Origin of the sequence: Bacillus sp. 103mf, assembly GCF_900116295.1 — a bacterium.
Lineage (GTDB): Bacteria > Bacillota > Bacilli > Bacillales > Bacillaceae_G > Bacillus_A > Bacillus_A bruguierae.
On sequence record NZ_FPAF01000003.1, the window covers coordinates 296400 to 313987 of the forward strand.

At 35.1% G+C, this 17588-nt stretch carries 16 protein-coding genes; 15 read left to right on the forward strand and 1 reads right to left on the reverse strand.

Going from position 1 to position 17588, the window contains the following annotated elements; genetic code table 11:
- Window positions 1-407 precede the first annotated feature (407 nt).
- The 3 genes from BM350_RS11020 to BM350_RS11030 all read left to right on the forward strand — a co-directional run bounded on the left by BM350_RS11020 (window position 408) and on the right by BM350_RS11030 (window position 4872).
- Window positions 408-1472, forward strand: coding sequence for an ABC transporter permease (locus BM350_RS11020; protein WP_090912062.1), 1065 nt, complete (start codon window positions 408-410; stop codon window positions 1470-1472).
- Entirely contained in the window at window positions 1472-2170 is a 699-nt protein-coding gene (locus BM350_RS11025) for an ABC transporter ATP-binding protein (protein ID WP_090912060.1), read from the forward strand. Before BM350_RS11020 ends, BM350_RS11025 begins: the two co-directional genes overlap by 1 nt.
- Before the next feature lie 845 nt (window positions 2171-3015).
- Entirely contained in the window at window positions 3016-4872 is a 1857-nt protein-coding gene (locus tag BM350_RS11030; RefSeq protein ID WP_090912058.1) for a S8 family peptidase, read from the forward strand.
- Between the two features lie 279 nt (window positions 4873-5151).
- Here BM350_RS11030 and BM350_RS27495 read toward each other — a convergent pair whose 3' ends face one another.
- Entirely contained in the window at window positions 5152-5376 is a 225-nt protein-coding gene (locus tag BM350_RS27495; protein WP_090912057.1) for a hypothetical protein, read from the reverse strand.
- 212 nt (window positions 5377-5588) lie between these two features.
- On the opposite strand from BM350_RS27495, the gene BM350_RS11040 reads away from it, so the two are divergent.
- The 12 genes from BM350_RS11040 (at window position 5589) to deoC (ending at window position 17552) form a co-directional block, all read left to right on the forward strand.
- Complete coding sequence (locus BM350_RS11040; protein ID WP_090912055.1) at window positions 5589-5900, forward strand: metal-sensing transcriptional repressor; 312 nt, start codon at window positions 5589-5591, stop codon at window positions 5898-5900.
- 12 nt (window positions 5901-5912) lie between these two features.
- Window positions 5913-8309, forward strand: coding sequence for a heavy metal translocating P-type ATPase (locus BM350_RS11045; protein WP_090912053.1), 2397 nt, complete (start codon window positions 5913-5915; stop codon window positions 8307-8309).
- Between the two features lie 24 nt (window positions 8310-8333).
- A complete protein-coding gene (gene copZ, locus BM350_RS11050) occupies window positions 8334-8537 on the forward strand; it encodes a copper chaperone CopZ (RefSeq protein ID WP_090912051.1) in 204 nt (67 codons plus the stop codon).
- A 457-nt stretch (window positions 8538-8994) separates the two neighbouring features.
- Window positions 8995-9918, forward strand: coding sequence for a CobW family GTP-binding protein (locus BM350_RS11055; RefSeq protein WP_090912049.1), 924 nt, complete (start codon window positions 8995-8997; stop codon window positions 9916-9918).
- A gap of 265 nt (window positions 9919-10183) precedes the next feature.
- A complete protein-coding gene (locus BM350_RS11060; RefSeq protein ID WP_090912047.1) occupies window positions 10184-11401 on the forward strand; it encodes a substrate-binding domain-containing protein in 1218 nt (405 codons plus the stop codon).
- Between the two features lie 232 nt (window positions 11402-11633).
- On the forward strand, window positions 11634-12407 hold the full coding sequence (locus tag BM350_RS11065) for an ABC transporter ATP-binding protein (protein ID WP_090912044.1): 774 nt from the start codon (window positions 11634-11636) through the stop codon (window positions 12405-12407).
- Window positions 12385-13089: a branched-chain amino acid ABC transporter ATP-binding protein gene (locus BM350_RS11070; RefSeq protein ID WP_090912042.1), complete on the forward strand. Its 705-nt coding sequence runs from the start codon at window positions 12385-12387 to the stop codon at window positions 13087-13089. Before BM350_RS11065 ends, BM350_RS11070 begins: the two co-directional genes overlap by 23 nt.
- Window positions 13090-13264: 175 nt before the next feature.
- Window positions 13265-14125 (forward strand): branched-chain amino acid ABC transporter permease, encoded by an 861-nt coding sequence (locus BM350_RS11080; protein ID WP_090912037.1) that lies wholly within the window; start codon window positions 13265-13267, stop codon window positions 14123-14125.
- 7 nt (window positions 14126-14132) lie between these two features.
- Complete coding sequence (locus tag BM350_RS11085; protein WP_090912035.1) at window positions 14133-15134, forward strand: branched-chain amino acid ABC transporter permease; 1002 nt, start codon at window positions 14133-14135, stop codon at window positions 15132-15134.
- A gap of 149 nt (window positions 15135-15283) precedes the next feature.
- Window positions 15284-15565: a YciI family protein gene (locus tag BM350_RS11090; RefSeq protein WP_090912033.1), complete on the forward strand. Its 282-nt coding sequence runs from the start codon at window positions 15284-15286 to the stop codon at window positions 15563-15565.
- A 233-nt stretch (window positions 15566-15798) separates the two neighbouring features.
- Window positions 15799-16746, forward strand: a complete 948-nt coding sequence (locus BM350_RS11095) for a sugar-binding transcriptional regulator (RefSeq protein WP_090912031.1) — start codon at window positions 15799-15801, stop codon at window positions 16744-16746.
- A 134-nt stretch (window positions 16747-16880) separates the two neighbouring features.
- Window positions 16881-17552 carry a deoxyribose-phosphate aldolase gene (gene deoC, locus BM350_RS11100; protein WP_090912029.1) on the forward strand — a complete coding sequence of 224 codons (672 nt, stop codon included), beginning with the start codon at window positions 16881-16883 and terminating at the stop codon, window positions 17550-17552.
- Window positions 17553-17588 lie beyond the last annotated feature (36 nt).

Genomic DNA, 17588 nt, shown 5'->3' on the forward strand with positions numbered 1-17588 from the left:
AGGAAATTCTATATGAAAATAATTATGTTCCCAAATATAGGAATTGTAGTATGATAGAAAAGAAGAACAAGAAAACGGAGGTAACAATATGATTACGTCGCAATAGATGTTGGAGCATTATATGCATATATATGAACGATTAAAATTACACCATTTCAAGTGGGGAACATTTTCTTAGCGAGCCGCTTAGTGAACGCATACATATAAGGCGGATTGGGGCGTTACATTTATAACGGAGAAGAAAAAAGATGCATTATAATTGGACAAGTTATTTCTGCGGCTGAATTGTGGGCTATTTTTCTGTTCCTATTTATAATTAAATACAGTCTATGGCCCGTTTTTACATGTATCTCGGCTACTCTCTTTATAATTAAGAACATAGTAGGAAACAAGGAGGAACGAACCTAATGTTTTTAGCACTTAAAGAATTAAAACAATCGAAATTACGTTACGGATTAATTGGTATAATTATGATATTGTTATCATTTCTTGTACTTATCATATCAGGTTTAGCAAATGGTTTATCTCATGACAGTGCTTCTTCTATTATTGAAATGAAGGCAGACAAATTTATATTATCCGACGATGCCGAGGGTAAATTGTTGCGTTCTCAAATGAAAAAAGAAGATGTTGATAACATATTGGCGCAGGTTGATGAAAAAGATGCAGTTCCAATGTACATGAAAGTGTCAACACTTGAAAAAGAAGGAAGTTCAAAAAAAGTTGATGTTGCTATTTTTTCAAGTAAACCAGATTCATTTATTGCTCCAAAAGTAATTGAAGGGAAACATAACTCTTTAGAAAACAATGAAATCATTGCGGATAAATCTATTAAAGAAAAAGGAGTAAATCTTGGAGATGAACTTGTAGAACCTATTTCTAATAAAGTGTTCAAAGTTGTCGGATTTACAGAAAATCAAATGTTTAGCCATTCACCTGTTGTTCGCATGAATGAAGAGGTATGGGATAGCATTGCAATGCCACATCAAAAAGATTATAACGTAATCGCTTTAAATACGGATAAAGAAATTAAGAATGCAAAAGTTGTGGATAAAAAAGAAGTATTGAAAGGTATTCCAGGTCATAAAGAACAACAAGGGACATTAACGATGATTATTGCGTTTTTAATTGTCATTGCAGCATTATTAATTGGCGTTTTTTTCTATGTCATTACATTACAAAAAACACACCAACTAGGTGTATTAAAAGCAATTGGAACAAAAAATTCATATTTAGTAAAGGCTTTAGTTGTACAAGCTGTATTTTTAACTAGCATTTCCCTTGTAATCAGCATCAGTTTAGTCCTTGCAGTACGGACTGTTTTGCCAGCTGGTATGCCGTTTTTATTAACAGCAACAACAATCGCGCAATTTTCAGGTATTTTTATTGTAATTAGTATATTAGGTACATTGTTCTCTCTATATCATGTATTGAAAATAGATGCATTAGAAGCAATTGGAGGTGGCATGTAATGGTAACGGAAGTGAAATGGGAAAATGCATCATCATTATTAAAGCTCGAACAAGTAAGTAAAGTATATGGAGAAAGAGATACAGAAGTAACAGCTTTACACCCAATTACATTGGATGTAAAGGAAGGAGAATTCATTGGCATTGTTGGTCCATCTGGTTCAGGAAAAAGTACTTTGCTTTCCATTGCAGGTGCACTGCTCTCTCCTTCGAAAGGAAATGTTTATATTTCTGATCAAAACATAACAAAATTATCACAAAAAGAGATGACAGATATTCGCTTAAGAAAAATCGGATTTATATTCCAATTCGCAAACCTCGTACCTTTCTTAACGGTGAAGGAACAACTTCTGTATATCGCTAAATTAAAGGGAAAAGATAAAAAAGAAGCTGGTAAATTTGCAGAAAAATTACTGGAAACATTTGGATTATCACGCCGAATAAATCATTATCCAAATCAACTTTCAGGTGGGGAAAAACAACGTGTAGCTATTGCTCGTGCGTTCATGAATAACCCAGACTTAATCTTAGCTGATGAACCTACTGCTAGCCTTGATTCAAAACGTGGAAGAGAAGTCGTTGAATTAATGAAACAAGAAGTGAAGAAAAATAAAAAAGCAGCGATTATGATTACACACGATGAAAAAATGCTTGATGTATGTGATCGAATTTTAACACTTCGTGATGGAAAACTACTATGAGAAAACGAAGTGTACAATAATAGTGAAGTGACCCCATAATGTTAGACATAGGTTATTTCGTTAGGTAGCTGATAAGGTCTGAGTCGGTGTTGTACCTGACTCAGGTCTTTTAGGTTTGCCTTAATCTGTTTGTATTTATAAGTAAGTGTCAAATATTCCCCACCTGCCATTTATAAATAACCCATGAGATAATCTCCTTACATACTACATGTGGAGGTTTTTTTTGATGATAATTTGTGTTGTATCCCCTTTTTCTACAACTTTTTCAATCTTAATGTTACTATTCTTATGTTCATTACCAATTGCTAATGCAAAGGTTTTTCCACGACCTTCAAACCCTGGATATGTATCATATCCTTTGAGTTATGAAACTATTTTTGAAGATCCTTGAAAAATGTTTATTGGTAAATAATATATTGCTGTGATCTAGTTTTACACGTATATCAGCTGACCCCCAATTAGCAGCAACCTATATAAATCCAACTTGAATTTCTAACACACAAGTCGCCGCCATGCTGAACAAAAAATAATCTGCTACTTTCTTTCTCTCTCTTTGTTTGAACTTCTCACGTGGCAGAAGAGGGCCCTGACCGTTTCTACGCATGGCCAGACGCTCTCGACCATCTAAAAAGAAAAGGGGTTTATGTCAGGCTTTTAATTTGGATTTATATATATGTCGGAAAATTAAAATGGATGTATAAAACAATATGAATAATTTCATATACAAATACATTGAAGTATATTTAGATACTCCTTATAATGTATCTAGTATAAAGCTTTGTACGTAATTATTTTGATATTTTTATAGGAAAATGTTTAAAAATGAAAAAGTAGAGGGAAAATGAATGAAAATTTTAAAAGGAATGCTAGTGTCTACAATAGCAATTACAGCGTTTACGGGGCTGGGAAATACTCCTAATGTAGTAGGTGCTTCTTCAAACGATTCAGCAGTACAGCAAGAAAAATCTAACGTAGAAAAAAGAGAAGAAAAGCAAATCATTGTGAAGTTTAAAAATGAAATCAATTTACCGTATGAGGATGGTATAGAAAAGCGAATACAACAGGAAAAAAATGATATTGTACTAGAAAAGTTTTTTTCTGAATTCCCAGATTTAACATTAACACGCTTATTTACATCTGTAAGTCCTGACGAAATTCAAAGTCTAAATAAAAGTGCTAAAACCGATAATAATACTTCATCTTCTAACTTATTAAATTATTATGTAATTCAAGTTTCAAAACATGTACAAGCAGAAGTATTAGTAGAAAAGTTAAAACAATCATCTTTGATAGAGGATGTATACATTAAAGAACTAGAAAATTTAACACCACCTGAAATACAGATGCCAAATTTATCTCTTAACCCCTATGATGACCCTAGATTTGAAAACCAAGGATATTTAAAAGAATCACCATATGGTATTAATGCGCCTTACGCTTGGGGGATCAAGGGAGGCGACGGAAAAGGTATAACATTTACAGATATGGAGTATAGCTGGCTATTAGATCATGAAGATTTAAAGAATCAAAATATTGAACTTATATCCGGAAGAAATACGGAGGCTCACGTTGGACATGGGACGTCGGTTCTAGGGATTGTTTCTGCAGAAGATAATCAAATCGGCAATATTGGCATCGCACCAAAAGCTACAGTAAAGGTAGTATCTCAAATTAGGGATGACGGCAGTAATAACAAAGCGGATGCCATATTAAGTGCTGTAAATCATTTACATGCTGGAGATGTTTTATTGTTAGAGGCACAATCATCTTATGAAGGATATCGTGATAAATATTTACCAGTTGAAGTGCAACCAGATGTATTTGATGCGATTCGCACGGGAACGGATAAAGGAATCGTAATTATCGAAGCCGGAGCAAATGGTTGGAATGACTTAGATGAATTTAAAAATAAAGATGGAAAAAAAGTCTTGAATCGTAATAGCAAAGACTTTAAAGATTCCGGTGCAATCATGGTCGGAGCTGCTGTACCAGCTGTTCCTCACGGACGTTCATGGTTTTCAAACTACGGCAGTCGAATTGATGTATATGGATGGGGTGAAAAGGTAGATACAACTTCTGCGGATCCAAATAAAAGTGCTAAAAATTTATATACGTCCAGCTTTAATGGTACATCGAGTGCCTCACCAATTATTGCTGGTGCAGCCGTTTCCATACAAAGTATTGCGAAGGAACATTTGGGTCAACCCTATAAACCAAGTGAGTTAAGAGGCATCTTAAGTAACCCAAACACAGGAACAAAATCTGGAGAACCAGATTATGATAGAATTGGTGTTTTACCAGATTTAAAAGCTATATTGTTAAAATTAGGATTTCAACCAAATGGAGAAGATTCAGCTTCAAAAAATCTGCGAGAACAAGAGCCGAATAACCAAGACATACAGGCGAATCCGTTAAATTTCAATACGACTATTGAAGGAAATCTTAACGACAATGATAAGGTAGATATCTATAGTTTTACGGTTAATTCACCGCAAAATATAAATATTTCCGTAGTAAATGAAAAACAGATTGGAATGACATGGACACTTTATCATGAATCAGATTTAGAAAACATGGTAGCATATGGACAAAATAAGTCTAATGTCATTACAGGAGAATATAATACGAAACCAGGGAAATATTATTTGCATGTCTATAAATATGAAAATAAAAATGGATCGTATGTATTAAATGTAAAATAGATTTTATGTATATGCATACATGAAACAAAAGGAACTCTTTAAATGAACTGTACCCCAATTGTTAGACGTAACTAATAATTGGGGTACAGTATTTTATTTTTTAACAGCATGAAGATAATTAATGGTTTCAAAAGCTGATATTAACGAAGTTAAATTGCCTCATCTTTTTTCAAGCAAACACACTCCTTCATTCTTAGGGCAAAAAAATAGGATTCCCCTGGCCAGGAGAATCCTATTATATAATTTAAAAATACAAAATTAAATTATTGCATAAATAAATTAACTCCCGTTAGCAAAATAAGAACCATATCTAAGAAGGAGAAAACTTGCTAACCATAAAAAAATTGCAATTTGAGATATTATATAAATTGCAGATTCAAAGAAGGAAAGTTTTCTTTCTCGCCTCATTTTTTTGAACTGTCGAACATAAAAAAATGAACATAATAGTAGTATTGCTATTGATATTTTATATATGTTTTCCAAGAGGCTAATCAAAAGAATCATCTCCTTACATTGATGGTATGAACCTTCTTATTTAAGTATTCTGCCCTTTTCTTTACTATTGCAACTTTTAAACTATTGAGAATGCTTTATAAAAAAATTTATATGTTGTTCAAAAAAATTCCAAAAATATACTTATAACCAGTTGCCTTTTATACCCCCTACCCGTATAATGTATACAAAGATTGATAATGACAATACATGAGGTGATAGCAATGGATCATTGTGAAGGAAATCATATAGATCAAAAAATGGTTCCTCGAACAGAAGAGGAAATTCAAAGTGTGATGAAACGTTTGAAGCGTATTGAAGGGCAAGTACGTGGTGTACAAAAGATGGTAGAAGCTAACCGTTACTGTGTTGATATTTTAATTCAAATTTCAGCGATTAACGCAGCGTTAAACAAGGTAGGTTTTTCTTTGTTGGAGCGCCATACAAAGCATTGCGTTGCAAAGGCGCTTCAGAATGGGAATGGGGAAGAGTCGATTCAAGAATTAATGAATGTGATTAAGCAGTTTTCAAAATAGGAGGGGGATAAGATGGAGAATCAAAAACATGTTACGCTTGGAGTAACAGGAATGACATGTGCAGCTTGTGCCACTCGTATTGAAAAAGTGCTAAATAAAATGGATGGGGTAGAAGCTAACGTTAACTTGGCAATGGAAAAAGCAAGTATTAAATATGACCCGTCTCAGCAAGAAATTTCGAATATAAAAGAAAAAATTGAGAAGTTAGGGTATAGTGTATCAGCAGAAAAAGTTACCCTTGATATTGAAGGGATGACATGTGCAGCTTGTGCTACTCGAATTGAAAAAGTATTAAGTAAAATGGAAGGCGTTTCGCATGCCACTGTTAATTTAGCTACGAATAGCGCCATTGTAGAATATAATGAAGGTTTAGTTTCTACAGAAAGTATTTTAGAAAAAATAAAAAAAATTGGATATAAAGGGCAAATACGTAACGAAAATGCAGAGCGTTCGGAAAGAAAACAAGAAATGATTAAAGAGAAAAAGCGTCAACTTATTATTTCGATTCTTTTGTCCTTGCCTTTACTTTATACAATGCTTGGACATATGCCATTTGATACCGGATTACCAATGCCGCATATTCTTATGAATCCATGGTTTCAAATTTTATTAGCAACACCAGTTCAGTTTTATATTGGGGGACATTTCTATGTAGGAGCTTATCGTGCTCTTCGAAATAAAAGTGCCAATATGGACGTGTTAGTCGCCTTAGGAACATCAGCAGCTTATTTCTACAGTCTATATGAAACATTGAAAACAGTAGGGAATCCTGAATATGTTCCTGATCTATATTTTGAAACAAGTGCAGTGTTAATTACGTTAATTTTGGTCGGGAAGTATTTTGAAACAATGGCAAAAGGACGGACAACGGAAGCGATTTCTAAATTACTTAGTTTACAGGCGAAAGATGCGCTTGTTGTGCGGAATGGTCAAGAAGTAAGAGTATCGCTTGAAGATGTCGTGATTGGAGATAGGATTATTGTAAAGCCAGGGGAGAAAATACCCGTAGATGGTATTGTAATTTCGGGGGTATCTTCTGTCGATGAATCTATGATTACTGGAGAGTCTATTCCGGTAGATAAAAAAGCAGGAGATTCAGTCATCGGCGCGACTATTAATGCAAACGGATTGCTGACGATTCAAGCTGAAAAAGTTGGAAAAGACACAGCATTGGCCGGCATTATTAAAATTGTTGAAGAAGCACAAGGTTCTAAAGCACCAATTCAACGGTTAGCAGATATTATTTCGGGTATTTTTGTTCCGATCGTTGTTGCAATTGCTTTCATAGCTTTCTTAGTATGGTATTTCTTTATCACACCGGGAGATTTGTCAAAAGTATTGGAAGTAGGAATTGCGATTTTAGTAATCGCCTGTCCGTGTGCATTAGGGCTTGCTACACCAACTTCGATTATGGTTGGTACAGGAAAAGGAGCAGAAAAAGGGATTCTTTTTAAAGGAGGTGAATATCTAGAAGGAACACATAAAGTAAATGCAGTCTTATTAGATAAAACAGGAACTGTAACGAAAGGAAAACCAGAAGTTACAGACGTGTTACAATTTCAAGAAGGCATGGTTCATTATGCGATTTCAGCTGAAAGTGCCTCCGAGCATCCATTAGCGCATGCAATTGTTGAGTATGGAAAACAGCATGAGATAGAATTAAAAGAACTGCAGCATTTTTCAGCAATTCCGGGTCATGGCATTGAAGCAAACATTGAAGGCAAGAAGGTTCTTGTAGGTACACGCAAGTTGATGAATGAACAATTAGTAGAAATCTCAAAACATGAAGAAATGATGAAAGAACTAGAGCTTCAAGGTAAAACAGCGATGCTTGTCGCAATTGATGGAGAACTTGCTGGAATAATCGCTGTGGCTGATACAGTAAAAGAAAGTTCAAAGACTGCAATCCAAACACTTAAGCAAATGGGAATTGAAGTATACATGGTAACGGGTGATAATAAACGTACCGCTGAAGCGATTGCAAAACAAGTTGGTGTTGACCATGTATTTGCAGAAGTATTACCAGAAGATAAAGCTAAAATTGTAGAGGATTTACAAAAACAAGGAAAGCATGTTGCAATGGTGGGTGACGGTATTAATGATGCCCCAGCTCTTGCGAAATCTAATATTGGTATGGCGATTGGAACGGGTGCGGATGTAGCGATTGAAACTGCAGATGTTACTTTAGTTGGCGGTGATCTATCACATATACCAAAAGCGATTGAGTTAAGCCGTAAGACAATGAAAAATATTCGTCAAAACTTGTTTTGGGCTTTATTCTATAACGCAATCGGTATTCCAGTGGCAGCATGCGGGTTACTAGAGCCTTGGGTAGCTGGAGCAGCGATGGCATTTAGCTCTGTATCTGTTGTGACGAACGCACTTCGTTTGAAACGCGTTAAAATATAAATGAATGAAATGGAGGAATTTAATATGACTATTACATTAAACGTACAAGGAATGACTTGTAATCATTGCAAAATGGCAGTAACAAATGCACTTTCAGAGTTAGCAGGGGTACAACATGTAGAAGTACACTTGCAAGAAGGAACTGTAAACGTAGAATATGATGAAGCAAAAGTAAATGTGGAACAAATGAAAGAAACTATTGAAGATCAAGGATATGACGTACAGTAAATAGGGATATTCAATTATTCTCAATAAACAGAAAAGGTCACTTTGTTAAAAGTGGCCTTTTCTGCTGTTAAAGTATAATTAATAATGATAATAAATGCTATCGTTAAATTTGATAGGCAGCGAATAGGCTTAATCCGTTACAGGAATAATTGTGTGTTGTCTACAAATAAAATTGAATTTACTAGAATAATAAAACGTGATAATTTTGCTGTAGACGGTGATGTAAAGTATATAAATCGATTTTGATCTTTCAACATATAAGTCGCTGCTATGTAAACAAAAAGTGACTCGCACTCGTTTTCACTCTTTGTTTTACCACCGTACGTGGCAGGAAAAGGACCTGACCGTTTCTATGCATGGCCAGATCCTCTCGCCTACTTTGAAAAGAAAGGGTTTTATGTCTGTTTTTCAACTTGTATGTATATAGTTAAAAACAAAGAAATGGAGAGTTAATCATATGAACAAAGTAGAAATTCATATTTTAGGTGGGTTTTTAGGGAGCGGGAAATCAACGCTGCTTCAAAATCTATTATTAGCGGAAAAGAAGAAAAATCGAAAAGTTGCAGTACTAATGAATGAAATAGGTGAATACTCCGTAGATACAGATATTGTAGGACGAGAAAATGTTTTAAGAGAACTTTTAAAAGGTTGTATTTGCTGCACGATGAAAGATGAATTAGAAATTCAGCTACATTCCTTATATCAAGAGGAGAGACCGGATGTAGTTTATATAGAAACAACTGGAGTTGCTCATCCGATTGAGGTATTAGACGCTTGTCTCTCACCTATTTTAGCTCCATATATTGAGGTGAAGTCAATTATTGTTGTATTAGATGCAATCAGGTGGTTAAACCTTGAAACATTAAGTAAAAGCGTACAACAACTTTTAAACGAACAAATGAAGTATGGAAGTCATATTCTTATCAATAAATCAGATTTGCTTAGGGATGATGATAAGAAACGGATTGTTGAGGAAGTAGCGTTAATAAATAAATATGCAAAATTATACGAAACACAGTATTGTAATATATCCTTAGAGGATTTCGAAGAGGTAAAGCTAGCAAATAATCAAAATCATGAAAAGTTGCATGTGAAACAGCATTTACATATTCAAACTATGACCTATTCATTTACAAAACCAATTGATCAGGGCAATTTGTACGAGTGGCTTTCTAATCTACCTGAGGGAATTTATCGTGTAAAAGGGTTTGTGAAATTTCATGGTGATAAATACCCAACCTTGCTGCAATACTCATTTGGTGTGCCATCTTTATTGGAGCAGGATTTTGGTTTCCCTACAAACCTTGTAATTATTGGAGAGAATTTAGATAAGACGAAACTGAAGAAAGAGCTAGAGAGTTTGGAGCAAGTTGAGTTGTAAGGTTTATGTACGAGTGTTTTCAGAAGAATATTTTAACAGAAAGGGAATGACTAATTTTTTGGTCATTCCTTTTTTATTTAAGATATAACTTTTTCTTAGTAAATATTTATCAATGAACTGGAAGGTATTTGGGAGAAGTTAGAGAAGTTAGAGATACTTCAAGAAATTTGATTTCATGGTAGCAGTTGATAAATGTCATTATTACGAGTGTTTCGCTTCAGTGTATTCAATTCTCTAGGAAGGTAAATGATAGGGGGGAATTATGATGTTAGTGAAAAAACGTAAGTGGCTAAAGATGGTGTGTACAGGTTGTATACTTGGTTCACTGCTTGTGTCAGCTGGGTGCTCTGGCAAGAAAGCAAGTACAAATAATGAGGAAACAGTTAAGGTAGGTGTTCTTGCTTCGTTAACTGGACCGCTTGAATCGTATGGAAAGCAAACAGTAAATGGATTTGAACTCGGTTTGGATTATGCAACAGGTGGAACAGGAAAAGTAGAAGGGAAAAAGATTAAGTTTGTTGTAGAAGATACGGAAACAAAAGCAGATGTAGCTGTTAAGAAGGCTACGAAACTATTAGAAGAAGATAAAGTAGATTTTTTAGTTGGTTCATCTAGTTCAAGTGATACGTTAGCAGTTTTACCATTGGCTGAAGAATATGAAAAAATAATGGTTGTTGAGCCAGCTGTAGCTGATAGTATCACAGGGAAAAACTGGAATAAATATATTTTTAGAACAGGACGAAATTCATCTCAAGATGCAATTGCTGGTGCAGCATCAATTGCTAAGAAAGATGTAAAGATTGCGACGCTAGCACAAGACAATGCATTCGGAAGAGAAGGGATTGCGGCATTTAAAGATGCAGCAAAGAAGTTAGGCGCAAACATTGTAAATGAGCAATATGCTGATGCGAACTCTACTGATTTTACGGCAAATATTCAAAATATTATAAGCTCAAAACCAGATTATTTATTTATTGTTTGGGCAGGTTCAAATTCACCATGGAAGCAATTAAAAGATATGAATGTGGAGCAGCAAGGCATTAAAATTTCAACGGGTGCACCTGATATTTCAGCGTTAAAAACGATGGATGTGTTAGTTGGCATGCAAGGATTTTCAGTGTATTATCATACGCTTCCAAAAAATAAAGTAAATGATTGGTTAGTAGAAGAACATAAAAAACGATTTCATGGTGCTGTTCCAGACTTGTTTACAGCTGGTGGGATGTCAGCTGCTATTTCAATCGTTGAGGCCGTAAAGAAAACAAAAGGTGATACTGATGTCGATACGCTCATTAAGAAAATGGAAGGAATGGAATTTGAAACACCAAAAGGTATAATGAAATTCCGTGCGAAAGATCATCAAGCTTTGCAAACGCTTTATTCGATTGCATTGAAAAAACAAGATGGGGTCGATTATCCGGTTCCAGTTTTAGAGCGGGAATTAAAAATGACAGAAACAGAACCGCCAATTCGTAATAAATAATCAGAATAATTAGAAAAAATTAGAGGTATACAAATTATCTAGTAGAGTCAATTGATTATAAAGGAATGGATAGCTTCTTATCTTGTGTAAGATTTAGAGGAAAAGAAGAAATATGGGAGATAATAGCTAGTATATCTCTGGGTGATGAATGAAGCATCCACTGAGGGGTTTTTATGTCATTTTTTCAATTTGTATTTATATATAAAGGAATCCTTTGTGAGGAGGACATAATGTGGAGAAATTGTTAGAGACTCGCAATCTTTGTGTTTCGTTTGGAGAACATCATGTTATTAAAGATGTAAATTTGGTGATATCAAAAGGGAAATTTATTTCCATTATCGGGCCAAATGGAGCAGGAAAAACTACCCTTTTTAATTTGTTAAGTGGTCAACTTTCTCCGACAAAGGGAGAGGTTTATTTTAAGGAACGTGATATTACAAAACTATCGATTCCAGATCGAGCAAGTCTTGGTATGGGGCGTTCTTTTCAGCTTACAAACATTTTTCCAGAATTAACGGTTCTTGAAAATGTTCGGCTCAGTGTACAGTCTTATGCGAAAGATTATTATCGTTTTTTCCCGCGGCCTTCTCGATATAAGCAGCAACAAGAAGAAGCACGCCATTTACTTGAGGCTGTGTTGCTGAATGAAAAGGAAGAAGTACTTGCAAAAGATTTAGCTCATGGAGAAAAGAGAAAATTGGAACTTGCAATGCTTTTAGCACTAAAAACTGATCTGTTGTTGTTAGATGAACCGACAGCTGGTATTTCTATTGAAGAAGTTCCCGCTATTCTACAAGTGATTGAAAATATAAAAAATGATCGTAAAAAAACGATTGTATTAATTGAGCACAAAATGGATATGGTTCTTCGTTTATCTGATCATCTCGTTGTGTTATTTCAGGGAGAGTTATTAGCTGAAGGATTACCAGAAGAGATTATGAAGGATGAGCGTGTGCAGACTGCCTATTTAGGGGGATTATACAGTGACACTATTAAAAGTGGATAATATCGAAACATATTTAGATCAGTTTCATATTTTACAAGGTGTTTCTTTTGGAGTAGAGGAAGGGACAATTACAGTTTTATTTGGAAGAAATGGAGCAGGGAAAACGACAACGCTGCGCTCTATAATGGGATTTCATACAATTTCTAACGGAGCTGTTTATTTTGGCGGTGAGAAAGTAAACGGGCTATCAACACATATGGTTTCTCGAAAAGGTATGGGGTATGTGCCGGAAAATCAAGGAATATTTTACGACTTAACGGTTGAAGAAACATTTGCTCTTGCTCAAACGAAAAAAAATGAAGAAACAGATGAAAAAGTGGAATGGATGCTGGATCTTTTTCCAGACTTAAAACAATTTTGGCAGAAAAAGAGTGGGTTATTAAGTGGAGGACAAAAGCAAATGCTCGCTATCGCAAGAGCCTACATTAATGGCGAAGGACTACTGCTTATTGATGAGCCTAGTAAAGGTTTGTCACCAATCATGATCGAGAAGTTGATGATCTCAATTTTGAAAATGAAGGAAAAAACAACTGTTTTACTTGTCGAACAAAACTTTATGATGGCCAGTCAAATTGGTGATTATTTTTACATTATGGATAATGGGAAAATTGTGCATAATGGTCCGATGAGTGAGCTGAAGGAAAATAAGGAAACGTGTCATAAATATTTAGGGATTTCTTAACCTATCCGCTATTTGTGGCCAGTAGGACCCCACCTCAAGATTCTGAGAAGCGCGAAGAAGATAGGTGGGGGAATAACTGTCCGTAAAAGCCCGATTCGTTCAACTAACCATCAGTGGGGGATGAAGAAAACTCCCACTGATGGAAGTTTCACTTTATATGGGAGAGGTGAAAAACGTGGATGTGTTAGTTAATTTATTTGTAAATGGTGTTTCGACAGGTGTACTTATTTTTTTATTAGCATCTGGCTTAACACTTATTTTCGGTTTAATGGACGTTCTTAATTTCGCTCATGGCGGGCTATTTGCATGGGGCGCTTTTACTGGGGTGTGGTTGTTTCAAGTAACAGGCAGTTTCATGTTTGCATTACTTGGTGCGATTGTAATTGGTATGTTCCTTGGCTTGATATTAGAAAGATTTCTCATTCGCCCTGTTTATGGAAATCATGTTCGTCAGCTGCTCGTTACACTTGGTGGCATGCTCGTATTGAGTGAGTGTATAAAAGTATTTTGGGGACCAAATCTGATAGGAGCTAAATTACCGAATTGGTTACAAGGAAGTTTTACATTTGATGGAATCATATTAATCAAGTATCGCTTGTTTGTTATTGTAATCGGTTTATTGGTTTACATCGGATTTGTATTGTTACTTCGGAAAACGAAAATCGGGCTTATGATTCGTGCGGGTGTAATGGATAAAGAGATGGTTCAAGCGCTTGGAATTAATGTGAAGGCCATCTTTTCTTTCGTATTTTTATTAGGAGCTGGAATGGCGGCGTTAGGTGGGTTTCTTCTTGCGCCATATTCGGGTGTTATTTTTGCCGAAATGGGGATGCAGTATGCTATTTTAGCTTTTATCGTTGTAATCATTGGTGGATTAGGTAGTGTACAAGGCTCGGTAATCGCATCCTTAATCGTTGGATTAGCAGGAGCTTTTACAGCGTATTATGTCCCTGATTTATCGCTTGCGATAAACATGTTGATGCTGTTATTCGTCTTATTAGTTAAGCCGACAGGAATTGTTGGTGAAAAGGGGTGAGATTGTTATGAACACATTATCTAATCGAATTAGTTTGTATTTTGGAGGTGCAGTTCTTTTCTGTTTTATCATATTTCCTTTTTTAAACGATTCAAGGAGTATGTTAATCTTGTTTACACAAATTTTCATCTTCGCAATATTCGCGATGAGCTTTGATATTCTATTAGGTTATACGGGAATTGTTTCATTTGGACATTGTATGTTCTTTGGAATTGGCGCTTATTGTGTCGCACTCTTATTCGATCGACAAGAGGCATCGATATCAAGTTTTTTAATAGGGATTATAGTAGCAGTCACTTTATCAGCGGCTATTAGTTATATAATTGGTATGCTTTCCTTACGATTAAAAAGTCATTTTTATGCGATGCTAACACTTGCAATTTCTCAATTATTCTTTGTGCTCGCTGAAAAGTGGAGAACCGTCACGCACGGGGGAGATGGTTTTACATTCCGTGTACCTGATATATTTCGAGATCGCTTCACATTTTACTATATTACATTAATAAGTTTAGTGATTATTTTTTTATTACTACAATTGTTTACGAAATCTTCAATTGGAAAAGTATTGAAAGCGATTTCACAAAATGAACAACGTGTGGAAGCACTTGGTTATAAAATCCTTCACTATAAAGTAATTGCGAGTGTTGTAGCTGGAATTGTAGCATCTGTGAGCGGCGCCTTATTTGTTATTACACTTCGATTTGTAAATACGACTGTTTTCTCAATTGACATGACATTGAATGCCTTATTAATGACAACAATTGGTGGCATTGGGACATTAGTAGGAGGGATAATAGGGGCAGGAATCATTGAATCGTTGAAATACTATTTGTCAGAGCTTGCTGCGCAGTATCCAATCTTTGAACGATGGACAATTTTTCTTGGTTTATTGTATATCATTGTCTTATTAGGGCTTCCAACAGGTATGTTAGGAACAGTTAGGAAACTCATGAGTTGGAGGCGACATAAGAATAAAGAGAAGAGGAAGCAAATTGAGCATGGTGTTTAATATAATTAAAAATGTAATTAGACATTTGGACACATTGTTAATAATTAAAGAACCAATATGAATAACTTACAAACGCATCTAAGGAATTCGAAGAACTCATTTTCTAACGTGTTCTTAAATTTACTCTTATAATAAAGGAGCATGTAAAAATGAACTATTTTGCTATTTTGTTTACACAAGGAGAAAATTGGGAGAAAGGAAAACACATTTGGGAACAGGATGTAGAACAACATAAAATATATTGGACCCAGCACAGAAAGGAAAAGGTGATAGCTGGAGGTCCGTTCATGGATGATACAGGAGATCTGATTATCGTGGAAGTGGAGAGTCTTGAAGAAGCTAAAGAGTTAGCGAGTTATGATCCTGCTGTTTCTAATAAGATATTTCATGCCAATGTTCACCCATGGCGTCTAGTTTCAAAGAAATTTTAGTAATGTGGTAGAAACATGCAATTGTATTCTTAATGGTGCAGTTGCATGTTTTTTATTTTGAATTTTACATATTTAAACTAAAATAATGAAGTGACATAAAAGCGAGGCTTTGGATTTTTGTAGTGATAAGAGGTATATTTATTTCTAACTTTAGATAGTCGAATTTTACAACATGAAATGTTATGATGCCATTAAGATAAAATAAGTTTGGAAGGGGTATAGAAATAACGAATATGGATAAAGAAAAACAACAATTGAGCGTGGAAGTTGCAAGGTTATATTACCAGTCCGATTATAGTCAACAAGAAATTGCTAATAAATTGAATATCTCCAGACCAACCATTTCAAGACTGTTAAAATATGCGAAAGAAAAAGGGTTTGTTCAAATTCATATAGCGGATCCATTTGCTGATTTAGATAATGTAGGTAACCTACTTAAAGAAAAATATAATTTATTAGAAGCGCATGTCGTATTCTCCCCTGTACCAGAGTACACGGCCATTACGGAGTATATTAGTAAGTATGCTGCGGAGTATATGGAGAAGACCGTTACAAATGGTGATATTGTCGGTGTGAGCTGGGGAACTACTATGTATGAAATCGCAAGAAAAATTGTGCCACAGCATGTAAAAGGGGTAGAGGTTGTTCAATTAAAAGGAGGCATTAGTCATTCAAGTGTTAATACGTATGCAAATGAAACGATTGCTTTATTTGCAGATGCCTTTCAAACAACACCACGAAACCTCCCACTTCCAGTTATATTTGATAACGCAGTTACAAAGGAATTAGTAGAGCAAGATAGACATATTCATCATATTATTGAGATGGGAAAACAAGCTAATATAGCTATTTTTACTGTCGGAACTGTTAGGGACGAGGCTTTATTATTCCGATTAGGCTACTTAAATCAAAATGAGATGAACATATTAAAAGCAAAAGCAGTTGGTGACATTTGTTCACGTTTCTTTGATGGAAATGGGGATATTTGTAGTGAAGAAATAAATAAACGCACAATTGGCATTGATTTAGAGGAACTGCGCTTAAAAGAGCGTTCAATTCTAGTTGCAGGAGGAGCTAGAAAAGTAAAGGTAATCGATGGTGCGTTAAGAGGCGGATATGCGAATGTGCTAATTATTGATCAACATACCGCAAAAGAATTGTTGCATTATCAAAAAGATTAGGAACAAGAGATCTCTCAAAAATTCATTTGAGAGATCTTTTTTTTAGAGTTATGAACAAAATTTCAAAAGTATGTTTACATTTGTTCAAACAAGAGTTAGAATGAAGGTGTTAAAAGATATAAGGAGTGAAGAACATGAACATTGCAAAATTAATTGATCATACAATCTTGAAACCGGATACGACGAAAGAAGATGTTTTAAAAGTTTTAGAAGAAGCAAAGAAATATAATTTCGCTTCTGTTTGTATTAATCCTACATGGGTGAAATTAGCAGCTGAAGAATTAGCAGGGCATGATGTAGATGTTTGCACAGTTATTGGGTTTCCTTTAGGTGCAAACACAACTGAGACAAAAGTATTTGAAACAAAAGATGTAATTGCAAAAGGTGCAACTGAAGTAGACATGGTAATCAATGTCGGTGCTTTAAAAGATGGAGATAATGAATTCGTGGAAAAGGATATTTATGAAGTTGTGCAAGCTGCAAAAGGAAAAGCACTTGTAAAAGTTATTCTTGAAACTTGCTTATTAACAGATGAAGAAAAAGTTCGTGCATGTGAATTAGCTGTAAAAGCTGGCGCTGATTTTGTAAAAACTTCAACTGGATTCTCAACTGGCGGAGCAACTGTGGAAGATATTGCATTAATGCGCAAAACTGTTGGGGAAAACGTTGGTGTAAAAGCATCTGGTGGAGTTCGTACAAGAGAAGATGCAGAGAAAATGGTGGAAGCTGGTGCTTCTAGAATTGGAGCAAGTGCTAGTGTTGCAATTGTGCTAAATGACACAAACGGCGGTACAGGTAATTATTAATCGATAAACAGTTGCAAGTAATAGATACACAGATTG